Source organism: Weizmannia sp. FSL K6-0777, from assembly GCF_038593185.1.
Lineage (GTDB): Bacteria > Bacillota > Bacilli > Bacillales > Bacillaceae_C > Weizmannia > Weizmannia faecalis.
In genome coordinates, this window is record NZ_CP151971.1 from 2,064,090 (window position 1) to 2,077,714 (window position 13,625).

A 13,625-nucleotide genomic window follows, 5' to 3' on the forward strand; every position below is an offset into this window, starting at 1 on the left:
TCTGATGGTTTCGTATTTATACATCATGTCACTGCTCGTATGATGTTTCAAGCCTAAAGCATGTCCAAGTTCATGGGTCCCGACATTTTGCCTTTCTGATAAATGCCATCAGGCGACAATCATTATGGATTAAGACAATTTGAAGGGGGGCCTGGTTCTTTCAAAAAACCAACTTCATCCGAAAAAACACCATCCGGTTTTCCCCGGATGGTGTTTTTTATTGTGCCGTATAACCCCCGTCCACATGGAGATCCGTGCCGGTAATAAACGATGCGTCATCGCTTACAAGGAACAAAACGGCTTTCGCCACTTCTTCCGGCTTGCCAAGTCTTTTCATCGGATTGTGGTCAATGGTTTCCTGAATTTGTTCTTTTGTGAAATATTTCAGTGCCGGCGATTCTGTTGTACCCGGAGAAACGCTGTTGACGCGGATGCCCTGTTTGGCATACGTAACAGCTTCCGCCCGCGTCAAATTCACAACCGCAGCTTTGGCGGCGGAATAGGCCGCACTGTTGGTAATCCCGACGTGGGCCATAAAAGAGCCCATGTTGACAATCGCGCCTTTTCCGTTTTTCAGCATGTACGGGATCGCATATTTATTGGAAAGCATGACACCGGTTAAGTTAATGTCCAATACTTTTTGCCAGTAGTCCTGGTCGAGTTCATGAACAGGCCCGTGCTTTTCCGGAATCCCGGCACACGCAACCAGAATGTCAAGCTTCCCGTAAGTATCCGTCGCCTTCTCCATTAAATGCCTGACACTGTAATAATCGGAAACATCACAATGAACAAAAAGCGCTTCCCCACCGGTTTCTTTGATTTTGTCGGCAATTTCCATCTTGGATTCCGCCACATCCCCGATGACGACTTTCGCACCCTCGTTCGCAAAAAGCCAGGCCGTCGCTTCCCCGATTCCGGAAGCGCCGCCTGTAATGACCGCAACTTTATTTTTCAGTCTCACCGCGTTCACCTTCCTATGTCAAATCATACAAAAACCACGCACGGCCGGATTTCATTTTTTTCCGCAGCCGTTTATGGCGCCCATTTTCCTAGCCTACAATCATTATATCAAAAAAGCAACAATGTACAGCCGGGAAAACTGAAAAATACAAAAAGCCCCCATCAATGCTATTCCTTTTAAGCCTACGCCCGAAAAACCGTATGTGTAAAATTTTACTCGAAGGGCAGATGAGTGGAAAAAAATGGGAAGACGCTCTATCATTTAAATGTACGCTTGTGGGCGAATACATTTAGAAAGAGGTCTTCCTATGGATATTATATCAATAATTGCTAGATTATTAAAGGATACAAAAAGTCTTATTGAATTTGAAGAACAAGTTAAAATTCTGATCCAGAATGCCTTTACGCAATGGGTTGGGGAAATATTTGAGACGTTAGATAAAACAATTAAGCAGAAAAAGCTGGAGGATGGCTGGGAGTACTGCCGGAGTGATAACAGAAGCATTCAGTTTTTATTTGGAAATGTGACCTTTAAACGTTCACTAATGCATGACCAGAAAGGGAATTCACATTATCCTCTGGATGAATGGTTAGGGCTTTTACCATACCAACGATACAGCCCGTTAGTGGAGTTAAAGGTGGCAGAGTTGGCAAGTGAGAACACCTATCGGGAGGTAGCTGATATTTTAAAAGAATGGACAGCAATAAGTCTGAGTCACACAACTGTAGGGAACATGGTGAAACACGTAGGGAAAACGCAAGCTGAAGCCGACAAGGCACTTGTAGAAGAGCTAGAAATAGCTGATTCACTACCTGAGGGAAAGAAGGTAGATTACCTGTTTTCCGAAGCTGATGGTATATTCGTCCGGGGACTAGAAAAGAAACAGGGTTTGGAAGTCCACCACGCCATTCTCTATGAAGGATGGGAAACCAATGGCAAAAGAGTCTCTCTACACCATCCCGTTGTTATCATGACGACGAAATCCATCCAGACATTTTGGGATGAAGTCCAAGCTGTAGCAGCCAACACCTATTCCCTAGAAAAAGCTCGTGTCATTACAAATAGTGATGGAGGTGCGGGGTACACAGCTGAACGGTTTCAAACAGCATTCTCACAGTCGGAATATCCGGTGCTCAACCAGCTGGATACCTACCACGTTGCACAAGCCATTGTAAGGACATTTGGGGGCGGAAAAAGCGAGATTAAAGAGCAAACTAGAAAAGCAATTAAAACGCGTGACTGTGACCGATTCACGTTATATTTGGATACGTATGAGAGCACATTGACTGATGAAAAGAGCCTTAAGAAAATCAAGGAATTCCGTTCGTATATCTTGAAAAATTGGGAACGCATTTTTGACTGGAGAGACAAGGTTGAAAACGTGCCAGAAGGTGCAAGAGGCCTAGGGGCGATGGAATCAAACCAAAGGCATATCTCATTCAGAATGAAGAAAAGGGGCATGCATTGGAGCAAAAAAGGCGCAGAAGCCATGGTGAAAATTAAACAAGGGATTCTTAACCAGACATTGAGGGAAGCTTATTTGAAACACCGTACAAGAAGTGGGAAAAAACAAAGGGAATTAAAACAAGCAATAAGGTTATCAGAGCTAATTAAACAGCCAGTACGTCCGTCAATCGGGGTGAAACATGGATCTGTCGCTTTATATACAAGCCATTCATCTGCAATGGGGCATTTAAGCAAAATTCTTGGGTATTAATTTCAGCCTAGATAAGTGGCATTAATTTGGAAAATTATTGCCACTTATCCAGGAGAGCAAGCGAAGCGCGGTAGCCGAAAAGTGTACAAAAAAGAGTGTCTTGAAAACCCGATATTTAAATACTATCGAGAAAAACTTGACACATACGAAAAACCTGATTGCTTCCCGCATGCCCGTGAAATCTGTTAAGATAAGGATACGAAAACAGGTTTGGAGCGATTAAAATGAAAGACGAACCGCTTGCCTACCGGATGCGGCCGCGCACGATTGATGAAGTGATCGGACAGGAGCATCTCGTCGGCAAAAATAAAATCATATACCGGATGGTCAAAGCACGCCAGCTTTCTTCCATGATTTTGTACGGGCCGCCGGGCGTTGGGAAAACGTCGATTGCCAGCGCGATTGCGGGAAGCACCAAATATGCATTCCGTACGTTAAATGCCGTGACGAACAATAAAAAGGATATGGAGATTGTCGCCGCCGAAGCAAAAATGAGCGGAAAAGTCATTTTGCTTCTCGATGAAGTCCACCGGCTCGACAAAGCAAAACAGGATTTTTTGCTGCCGTATCTTGAGTCCGGCATGATCGTCCTGATCGGGGCCACAACGAGCAACCCGTACCATGCCATTAACCCGGCGATCCGGAGCCGCTGCCAGATTTTTGAGCTTTTCCCATTATCGCTTGATGAGATCAAGACGGCGCTTACCCGTGCCCTTGATGATGCGGACAGGGGCCTTGGCAAATACAAAGTGAAAATAGAGGAAGCGGCTTTCAACCATTTTGCGCAAGGATCGAACGGCGATGTGCGTAGCGCGTTAAATGCGCTGGAGCTGGCCGTGATTTCAAGCGAACCTGATGATGACGGCGTGATCCACATTACGCTTGCCATTGCCGAAGAATGCCTACAGAAAAAAAGCCTTGCCCATGATAAGGACGGCGACGCGCACTACGATGTGCTGAGCGCTTTTCAAAAATCGATCCGCGGCAGCGATGCCAATGCCGCCCTTCATTATTTGGGCCGGCTGATCGAAGCCGGGGACCTGCCGAGCATTGCGCGCAGGCTCCTTGTGATTGCTTACGAAGACATCGGCCTTGCAAGCCCGCAGGCCGGCGCGCGCACCCTTGCCGCCATCGAAGCGGCAGAACGGCTCGGGTTTCCGGAAGCGCGCATCCCGCTTGCAGCTGCGGTCATCGAATTATGCCTGTCGCCGAAATCAAATTCCGCGATCATGGCGATTGATGCCGCCCTTTCCGATATCCGTGCCGGAAAAAGCGGCGAGGTGCCCGCTCATCTGAAAGACGCCCATTATAAAAGCGCAAAACAGCTGGGACGGGGCATCGGTTACAAATACCCGCATGACTTTAAAAACGGCTGGGTCAAACAGCAATATCTTCCGGACACCCTCAAATATGCCCGTTATTATGACCCGAAAAAAACGGGCAAATTTGAACGGGCGCTTGCCCAAGTGTATGAAAAAATGGAGCAGAACCATAAGCCGTAAAAAAAGAAAGCATCCGTGATGCTTTCTTTTTTTCAATGTTCATCTTTTACCCTTTTTACCGGGATATCTTTCAAAATGTCACGGACAACGAAACTCGCCATAAACAGCCCTGCGGTTGACGGAACAAACGCATTGGATGAAGGTGGCATTTGTGCTTTACGGATTTCGGCTTCATCATTTCCGACCACTTTGCGGACATCTTCGCGGATGACGATCGGGCTTTCGTCGGAAAACACGACCGGAATGCCTTTTTTGATGCCTTCTTTTCGCAGCTTCAGGCGCACAACGCGGGCAATCGGATCGGTGTGCGTTTCGGAAATGTCTGCGATGCGGAGGCGTGTCGGGTCCATTTTATTGGCCGCCCCCATGCTGGATATCATTTTGATCTTCCGTTTCAGGCATTCTTTCATTACATGCACTTTGTAAATAATCGTATCACTTGCATCCACCACATAGTCCGGCTTATAAGAGAAAAACTGTTCAGCCGTTTCTTCCGTATAGAACATTTTTAAAGAAATCACGTCACAATCCGGATTGATATCGGCAATCCGTTTTTTCATCAAATCGGCTTTCGCCTGCCCAACGGTGGAAAGCAGCGCCGGAATCTGGCGGTTAATATTTGTAATGTCAACATCATCTTTGTCAACAAGGATTAACCTTCCGATTGCCGACCGAGCCAAAGCTTCAACCGCAAACGAACCCACGCCGCCGACACCGAGAATAGCAACGGTGCTGTTTTTCAGCTTTTGCAGCCCTTCCTGCCCGATTGCCAATTCATTCCGTGAAAACTGATGCAGCAATTTTCTCATCTCCAAACATACTCATTTCTTTCCTAGATTATCCAAAAACGGCCCGGAAAGCAAACCTTTATGTTCAGCTGCTTGCCGCCGGCTTTTCCGTTTTTTTATCCCTGTATACGCTTGAAAGCAATGTTCCGAAAAAAGAGGCCAGCACCTGCTGAAAAAGCATGCCGGAGATGACCGGCAGCACAACCTGGGCCGGGAAAAAGGTGACTGCGATGACAGATCCGGCACTGATATTGCGCATGCCGCCGCTGTATGTTAAGGTCACGATCATGCCGCGGTCAAGATGGAACAAAGCGCCGATCAGCCAGCTTAATAAATAGCCGCAAGCCGAAATGAACAGCACAGTCAGGATAATAAACAGCACATGGGCATCCATTCCCCTGAGGTACGGCGATACGACCCCGCCGTTGATCATGACGACAAGAAACATGCCGATTTTGGAAAACGGAGAAAGCACTGAAGCAGCCTTCCGCTGGGTTTCGAGCTGTGTAAACTGGCTGAACAGGATGCCGAGCAAAGACGGGATGACGATCATCGTAAAAAGATCTTGCATGAGCGGCCAAACCTCAATATGTACATTCTTACCGACAAACAAGAGCAAAGTAAGCGGCACAACAACCGGCGAAAGCAGGGTATCTATCAAAATGACCGTTAAAACAAGCGGGATATTCCCTTTTTGCATCATGACCCATACAAAGCTTGTCACACCTGTCGGAATGGCGGCCGAAAGCAAAAACCCGGTTGTTGTCAGCGGGTGCCCGGGAAAGAGTAAATGCCCCGTTCCGTACGCAAACAAGGGCATAAAAAGGTGCAACACCCCTAGAGCAAGCAAAACCGGGAACGGATGGCGGACAACCGCACCGAGCTGCTTAAAGGTTGAGCCGATGCTCCCTGTAAAAGTCATAAAAGCAAACAGCCACGGCACTAAAAATAAAAGGCCCGTCAACCGGTGCCCGAGTACCATCCCGATGATCAAGCTTCCCGGGATAAAAACCGGCATCATTTTGCCAAGGAAACGGTTTGCGCGATCAAAAAACGAAAAACACACAAAAATTCCTTCTTTTCCAAAAAATAAAAACCCTCTTTTTCTAAAGAGGGAAAGGAGTGGAATGAGCCCCGGACGTGCCGTTCTTGCAATCCTCTGTTTTGATCCCGCTCTCGAGCAGGTGGGTGCCCTGCACCAGGCTTTATGCGTCCCCGCAAAGGGCATGCACGCCGTCTGGTGACTCCGGGCCCCCGATAATGAAGTGTTCGGTCAAAACGATAGGAACATATACGAACACCCCAGGACTCATTCAACTTGTTTATATCATAGCATTTTTTTCACCCGTTTTCAAACGAAAAAAGGCTCGCAGGCGGTCCGCATTTTTCCCGTTCTTACGGGATAGCGGCAGCGGACGCGTTTCTTCGCGAAGCGGCTGGAAAAATTTTACGCCGCCCCTTTTCCGGATTTTGATCTCATTTTTTTGCTTTTAATTTCAATTGCAGCTCATCCAGCTGCGCCTCGCTGACCGCGCCCGGTGCATTCGTCAGCAGGCAGCTGGCGCTGGCTGTCTTCGGAAATGCAATCGTGTCGCGCAAGTTGCTGCGGCCGGCAAGGAGCATGACAATCCGGTCAAGGCCGAGTGCGATGCCCCCGTGCGGCGGCGTGCCGTAATCAAACGCATCAAGCAAAAAGCCGAACTGGGACTGTGCCTGCTCTTTTGAAAAGCCGAGCGCCTTGAACATTTTTTCCTGGACATCTCGTTTATAAATCCGGAGCGATCCGCCGCCGAGTTCATACCCGTTCAATACAATATCATAGGCCTGTGCCTTTACGCTTGCCGGGTCGGTTTCCAGCTTCTCAATATCTTCTTCAAACGGCATCGTGAACGGATGGTGTGCTGCCGTATAACGCCCTGCTTCTTCGTCATATTCCAAAAGCGGCCAGTCCGTTACCCACAGGAAGTTGAATTTCGACTCGTCAATCAGGCCGAGTTCTTTGCCGAGCTTGTTTCTTAGCGCCCCGAGCGCATCGGCAACGACTGATTTTTTATCCGCCACAAACAGCAGCAAATCGCCCGTTTCTGCATTTGTAGCGGCCGCTAATTGCGATTGTTCCGCTTCTGTAAAAAATTTTGCGATCGGGCCCTTTAACCCTTCGTTTTCCGCTTTTAGCCAGGCAAGGCCTTTCGCGCCGTAACGTGCGGCAAATTCGCCGAGCGCGTCGATGTCTTTTCTTGAATATTTGCTTGCCGCCCCTTTTGCATTGATCGCTTTTACTTGCCCGCCCGAGGTAACGGCAGACGCGAACACTTTAAAACCGGCGTTTTGGACGATTTCGGAGACGTCAACCAGTTCCATGCCGAAACGGGTGTCCGGTTTATCCGATCCGTACCGGTTCATGGCTTCCTCGTAGGTCAGCCTTGGCAGCGGCGTTTCAATATCGATGTTTTTCACTTCTTTCATCAGCCGTTTGATCATTTTTTCTGTCATGGTCAAAATGTCTTCCTGGCTCATGAAACTCGTTTCAATATCAATTTGCGTAAATTCCGGCTGCCTGTCTGCACGCAAGTCTTCATCACGGAAACAGCGGGCAATCTGGTAATAGCGGTCAAAACCGGAGATCATCAAAAGCTGCTTAAACAATTGCGGCGACTGCGGCAAAGCGTAAAATTCGCCAGGGTGCACCCGGCTCGGCACGAGATAATCGCGGGCGCCTTCCGGGGTGCTTTTTGTCAACACCGGGGTTTCAACATCGATAAACCCTTCTTCATCGAGAAAGCCTCTAATCGATTTTGTAATCGCATGGCGCATTTTCATCGTTTCAAACATGACCGGGCGCCGCAAGTCGAGATAACGGTATTTCAGGCGCACATCTTCCGCCACGCCCGTCTCGTTTTCAATCATAAACGGCGGGGTTTTTGCGTTGTTGATGATCGCAAGGCGGTCAGCCTGAATTTCAATTTTGCCCGTTTTTAAGTTCGGATTTACCGTATTTTCGGAACGGGCGATGACTTTCCCCTCTACTTCGAGCACATACTCGTTCCGGACTTTTTCCGCAAGTTTAAAAGCTTCTTCAGAGACCGCCGTATTAAATACAATTTGGACAATGCCGGCGCGGTCGCGCAAATCGATAAAAATGAGGCCGCCCAAGTCGCGCCTTCTCTGCACCCATCCTTTCAGTACCACTTTTTCGCCAATCTGTTGTTCCGTCACATCACCGCAATAGTAAGAACGTCCTTCCATCATGCTTCCCCCCTGTTTGCCATATCTTTAAAAGCTGTAATAAACCCTTCAAGCGGCAGTTCTTTTTGTTCGCCTGTCGCCATATTTCTGACGCTTGCTTTCCCGGCCCGCAGCTCCTCTTCGCCGATGACCGCAACAAATGCGGCTTTCACCCGGTCCGCCGCTTTAAACTGTGCTTTCACTTTGCGCCCCAAATAATCCTGGTCAGCTGAGAATCCGGCACTTCTTAATGCCTGGAGCAATTTAAAAGCAGCCGGTTTCGTCTCCTCACCGATCGCGACCACATAGCAGTCCGTCCTGTGGCCAACAGGAAGTTCGATGCCTTCCGCGTCCAGTGCAGCAAGCAGCCGTTCAATGCTTAAGGCAAACCCGATCCCCGGCGTTTCCGGCCCGCCCATTTCCTCAACAAGGCCGTTGTAACGCCCGCCGCCGCAAAGGGTGGTGATCGCGCCGAATCCCTCCGCATTGCTCATAATTTCAAAACAAGTATGCACATAGTAATCAAGGCCGCGCACAAGCCCGGGGTCGATTTCATATGGGATGCCGAGCGTGCCAAGAAACTGCAAAACTTTATCAAAATAAGCTTTTGATGCATCATTTAAATAATCCAAAATGGATGGCGCTGTTTTCATGAGCGGATGGTCATGATCTTTTTTGCAGTCAAGAATACGCAGCGGATTTTGTTCAAGGCGTTTTTGGCAGTCCGCGCAAAACTCCCCGATATGCGGTTTGAAATGATCAATAAGCGCTTCCCGGTGCCTGAGCCGGCTTTCTTTATCGCCGAGGCTGTTGATCACAAGTTTGACATTTTTTAAACCAAGCTGTTTGTAAATATCCATTGCGAGCGCAATGACTTCGGCATCGATGGCCGGGGCTTCGCTTCCGAGCGCTTCAACGCCGAACTGGACAAACTGACGGAAGCGCCCTGCTTGCGGCCGTTCATAACGGAACATCGGGCCATTATAATACAGTTTGACCGGCTGAACCGCGTTTCCGAACATTTTATGCCCGATAAAGGAACGGACGACCGGCGCTGTTCCCTCCGGCCGCAGTGTCAGGCTGCGCCCGCCCCTGTCATCGAATGTGTACATCTCTTTTTGGACAATATCCGTCGTGTCCCCGACCCCTTTTTGGAAAAGCTCGGTATATTCGAAAATCGGTGTCCGGATTTCCCGGTACTGATAGTTTTCACATATTTTTTTTGCGGTGTTCTCAATATAATTCCATTTTTCCACCTCGCCGGGCAGGATGTCCTGCGTGCCGCGCGGAATTTGAACGGTCATGGCGTACTCCTCCTTCTATTGCTGAAAAATGATGGGTTTTCATTTTCATCCTGCATGCCTAAAAATGTTGATATGAAGACGAGTATCCTCCTTCTCAATCAATGTTTATGTAAAATAAAAAACCCCCGGTCCCTTGTCTTATAAACAAGGGACGAGAGTTGAATTCCCGTGGTGCCACCCTAATTGAAGCGTCTGCTTCCACTTTTACAGTTAACGCCTGTAACGCCCGTCCCTACTGGATTTCCGTTCAGGACAGAACCTACAAAGTGTTCGTTCATTAAGCCGTTGTGCAGAAATGTTTTCAGCCCGGGACATTTCCTCTCTTTTCACACGGATCTTAATTACTCTTCTTTGTCATCGGTTTTGCCAATTTTACCATCTATTTTTATTATGTTACGCGTGGCACCGGCTGTTGTCAAGGCTGCCGGCAAAGTTTTTCCCCGATCTGCGTTCAGCGCCTGAAAAAGTTCGTTTTCCGCGGATCGGGTCTTTCATTATGAGCGCCCCAGTTTCTTTTTCAAAAGTTTCAGGTCCCCTTTTGAAAGACCAGTTTCAATCGCTGATTCAGCGTTGAACGCTTCCTGCCCGGCACTTCCCGGATCCTGGAAATTAACGCCGTAAATTTGATTCAATGCATTACCGGCTGTCCTATTTTTATCCGCTGCTCTCAATGCCGTTCACTCCTTCTCGTTCCATCCTTTCTATTTTTCCCTTTTTTATTTTTTCTTACCCGCAAAAAGGAGTTTTTTTACGGAGCGCGAATAACAAATAGTGGACAATTTTCCGGACAGGGATGAGGGGTGGAGATGTGAAAAAACTTTTTTTCCGGCTGTTTTTCCTGGTGCTCTTTTTTCTGATTGCACCCGGCGTGATCCATGCGGGGGCGGAAGAGGCCGGGACGGTAACGGTGACGCATGCGGCTGTCTACATCCGCAGCGGGCCCGGGGTGTCCTACCCGATCGCAGGCAAAGCAGCCAAAAACGACACGTACACGGTTCTTCAAAAAGACGGGGATTGGTTTCAAATCCGCCTCCCGCAAGGACATACAGGCTGGATTGCGGGCTGGCTTGTGGAAACAGGCACCCCTTCCGCAAAACAATCAAAACAAGGAAAAATCACCGCTGACCGCCTGCGCATCAGAAAAGCGCCGGACCAGTCTGCCGCAATCGTTGGCACGCTTGAAAAAAATGCCGTAGTCACGGTTACCAGGGCAGAAGGCGGCTGGGTTTATATTGAAAGCGGCAATGTTTCAGGCTGGGCAGACAGCCAGTATGTACAGACGGAAAAAAACAAAAACGCCGGGAAAATGGCGGAAAACAACGTAAGCGCCGCAATTGTTGCCGCCACAAGCCTAAATATCCGCCGGTCTCCTTCGCTTCAAAGCGGAACGGTAGCGACAGTAACGTACGGGACGAGACTTGAAATTACCGGAACCGACCACGGCTGGTATGAAGTTGAACTGGAAGACGGCACGCACGGATGGGTCGCAGGCTTCTATGTGACGCGCGAAAGCCAGGCAAAGCGCAGCAGTGAAGCAGAAGTGACCCTCCATTCCGGCACAAACCTTTACAAAAGGCCACAATCCGGCTCGGACACGGTGGGAACCGCCAAGGCCGGAGACCGTTTTCCCGTCGTTTCAGAAATGGACGGCTGGTATAAAATCAGGCTGGAAAGCGGCACTTCAGCCTATATTTCGGCAAAAGCCGCCCAAAAAAGTGATACGGCTGTAAAAAAAGGAATCAAGGGAAAGACGATTGTGCTTGACCCCGGTCACGGCGGAACGGATAATGGCACAACCGGCGCTTACGGCACGCTCGAAAAATTGGTAACGCTGAAAACGGCGAATGCCCTGTACGAAAAGCTGAAAAAAGCGGGCGCCCGGGTCATTTTAACCCGGAACAGCGATACGTACGTATCTTTGTCGGAAAGAACCGCCATCAGCAATACAAATCATGCCGATGCTTTTGTCAGCATTCATTTTGACAGCGCTGAAGATTCCCATACGCGCGGGCATACGACGTATTATTATCATGCGCAGGACTATGATTTCGCAAGGCTTGTCAATAACCAGATCACAAGCCGGCTCGGCACCGTTGACAGGGGCGTAAAATTCGGGGATTTCCATGTTATCCGTGAAAATACCCAGCCTGCCATTTTGCTTGAACTCGGTTATTTGAGCAGTCCGGCTGAAGAAAAGCATATCGTGGAGAAGTCTTTTCAAACGAAGGCAGTGGCCGGCATTTATAACGGGTTAAAAGCTTATTTTCAGTAAAAAAATGCCGGGGCATCCCCGGCATTTTTTTATTTCTTAATATTTGGCTGCGGCATTGCGCGTTTGATAAAGAACGACAAAATTAACGCAAACGCTGCGATCCCGGTCGCGACGAAAAAGGCATCGTTTATGCCGCTGATCGTCGCATTCACAACCGATTTTTGATACACAATAGAGGAGCCGAGCACTTGCCCGTACTGAGAAGGCAGCCCGGAAGCATGGGCCAGGCCCTGCCCGATGGCCGCGATTTTAGCAGACACATACGGGTTGATATTTGCAAAGGCATTGACGTAGTTTGCCGTATGGAAATCGGCACGGGTGGACATGACGGTTACGAGAAATGCCGTTCCGAGACTTCCGGCAACCGTACGGGCGGTGTTGGCCGCAGCCGTCCCGTGGCTGGTCATATGAATCGGCAGCTGGTTCATCCCTTCGGTCATGATCGTCATCATAATGAAAGACATCCCGAAGCTGCGCAAAACATACAAGAATAACAAGTGGCCGTAGGAGGTCGTCATCGACAGCTTCGTAAATTCGTAAGTTGTCCAGACGGTGATAATCAAGCCGAAGACAGCGAGCGGTCTTGCCCCCAACTTGTCAAACAGCCAGCCGGATATCGGCGACATAATCCCCATGACGATCGCCCCCGGCAGCATCAGCAAACCGGAATCAAGCGCAGTAAACCCGCGGATGTTTTGCAAATAAATCGGCAGCAAAATCATCCCGGCAAACATCGCCATATTCACCACCATGCTGACAATCGTCGTTAAAGCAAAGATATCATATTTGAATACACGCAAATCAAGCATCGGTTTTTCCGTCGTTAATTCCCGCCATACGAACAAAACAAGCGAGATAACGGCAATGATCAGGGAAATGACAACCTGTTTGCTGCTCCAGCCGTCATTCCCGGCTTCACTGAATCCGTACAGCAAAAAGCCGAAACCGAGCGTGGAGAAGATAATACCCGGAATATCGATTTTCGGGTTTGTCGTTTTCATGACATCTTTCATCCATGCCAAAGTGACAAAAATATCAATCACGCCGAACGGAATGACAATCCAGAACAGAATATGCCAGTCGTAATGGCCGACCAGCCACCCTGACAATGTCGGGCCGATCGCAGGGGCGAAAATCATGGCAACCCCCATCATCCCCATCGCGCTGCCGCGTTTTTCAGGCGGGAAGATGGTTAAGAACACCGTCATCATCAACGGCATGATGATCCCGGCACCGGAAGCCTGGACAATGCGCCCGAGCATCAGAATCGAGAAGTTTGTCGAAATGGCACACAAAACCGATCCGGCCGTAAAGAGGGAAACGGCTGTAATCAGCATTTTCCGCGTGCCCCATTTACTGATCATAAATGCCGTAACCGGAACAAGAATCCCGTTTACAAGCATATATCCGGTTGACAGCCATTGCACCGTATTCGCCGTCACATTCAAGTCGTTCATAATATGCGGAATGGCGACATTCAAAAGTGTTTGGTTCAAAATCGCCACAAATGCCCCGAGCATCATCGCAAAAACAATTTTCCCCCTGCCGTGTTCTTCCTCCACTTCCGGGGGAACGGCAGCTCGCCCGGGTGCTTCAGCCGGACGTTTTTCGTCGTCCGTACGAGCGCGGCGCGTTTCCATTTTTTCAGGCTCTGCCGCCAATCCTTCATCTGTTTTTGCCGGCACCTGCGTTTCCGCTTTTTCAGGCGGCGCAGGCATTGTTTCCATTTCCGGCGCCCGCTTGTCAAGAAGCGGGCTTTCCATCTTTTTCTTTCTTCCCCTGTTCCTTAATATGAGATTCAGGATAAGAAGGACAATGACCGATAAAAGAACATAACCTGCGATAAATTTTCCCAT

10 protein-coding genes, 1 other RNA gene and 1 other annotated feature are annotated in these 13,625 nt (G+C 48.9%); of the genes, 3 read left to right on the forward strand and 8 right to left on the reverse strand.

Annotation, left to right across the window (positions count from 1 at the left end):
• Nucleotides 1-217: 217 nt before the first annotated feature.
• The gene (locus NST70_RS09885; RefSeq protein ID WP_014097906.1) at nt 218-961 is read right to left on the reverse strand and encodes an SDR family oxidoreductase; all 744 of its coding nucleotides are present in this window, start codon (nt 959-961) and stop codon (nt 218-220) included.
• 307 nt (nt 962-1,268) lie between these two features.
• On the opposite strand from NST70_RS09885, the gene NST70_RS09890 reads away from it, so the two are divergent.
• Both NST70_RS09890 and NST70_RS09895 read left to right on the forward strand, forming a co-directional pair.
• The gene (locus NST70_RS09890) at nt 1,269-2,678 is read left to right on the forward strand and encodes an ISLre2 family transposase (RefSeq protein ID WP_342474934.1); all 1,410 of its coding nucleotides are present in this window, start codon (nt 1,269-1,271) and stop codon (nt 2,676-2,678) included.
• A gap of 224 nt (nt 2,679-2,902) precedes the next feature.
• Nucleotides 2,903-4,180: a replication-associated recombination protein A gene (locus NST70_RS09895; RefSeq protein ID WP_061565556.1), complete on the forward strand. Its 1,278-nt coding sequence runs from the start codon at nt 2,903-2,905 to the stop codon at nt 4,178-4,180.
• A gap of 32 nt (nt 4,181-4,212) precedes the next feature.
• On the opposite strand, the gene NST70_RS09900 is transcribed toward NST70_RS09895, so the two are convergent.
• The 6 genes from NST70_RS09900 to NST70_RS09925 form a co-directional block, all read right to left on the reverse strand.
• A complete protein-coding gene (locus NST70_RS09900; RefSeq protein ID WP_014097904.1) occupies nt 4,213-4,980 on the reverse strand; it encodes a tRNA threonylcarbamoyladenosine dehydratase in 768 nt (255 codons plus the stop codon).
• A 73-nt stretch (nt 4,981-5,053) separates the two neighbouring features.
• A complete protein-coding gene (locus NST70_RS09905) occupies nt 5,054-5,989 on the reverse strand; it encodes a bile acid:sodium symporter family protein (RefSeq protein ID WP_043052560.1) in 936 nt (311 codons plus the stop codon).
• A gap of 106 nt (nt 5,990-6,095) precedes the next feature.
• Nucleotides 6,096-6,280: non-coding RNA, 6S RNA (ssrS, locus tag NST70_RS09910), on the reverse strand.
• 164 nt (nt 6,281-6,444) lie between these two features.
• Nucleotides 6,445-8,217, reverse strand: a complete 1,773-nt coding sequence (gene aspS, locus NST70_RS09915; protein ID WP_342474936.1) for an aspartate--tRNA ligase — start codon at nt 8,215-8,217, stop codon at nt 6,445-6,447.
• Nucleotides 8,214-9,497, reverse strand: coding sequence for a histidine--tRNA ligase (hisS, locus tag NST70_RS09920; RefSeq protein WP_342474938.1), 1,284 nt, complete (start codon nt 9,495-9,497; stop codon nt 8,214-8,216). The genes aspS and hisS overlap by 4 nt, the downstream gene beginning before the upstream one ends.
• Nucleotides 9,498-9,641: 144 nt before the next feature.
• Nucleotides 9,642-9,864: a binding site (T-box leader), on the reverse strand.
• Between the two features lie 127 nt (nt 9,865-9,991).
• Entirely contained in the window at nt 9,992-10,168 is a 177-nt protein-coding gene (locus tag NST70_RS09925; protein ID WP_014097899.1) for a hypothetical protein, read from the reverse strand.
• Nucleotides 10,169-10,305: 137 nt separating this feature from the next.
• Between NST70_RS09925 and NST70_RS09930 the strand changes: the two genes are divergently transcribed.
• Nucleotides 10,306-11,769 (forward strand): N-acetylmuramoyl-L-alanine amidase, encoded by a 1,464-nt coding sequence (locus tag NST70_RS09930; protein ID WP_342474940.1) that lies wholly within the window; start codon nt 10,306-10,308, stop codon nt 11,767-11,769.
• A 29-nt stretch (nt 11,770-11,798) separates the two neighbouring features.
• Here the strand turns inward: NST70_RS09930 and NST70_RS09935 are convergent, their stop codons facing one another.
• Nucleotides 11,799-13,625: a DHA2 family efflux MFS transporter permease subunit gene (locus NST70_RS09935; protein ID WP_026683587.1), complete on the reverse strand. Its 1,827-nt coding sequence runs from the start codon at nt 13,623-13,625 to the stop codon at nt 11,799-11,801.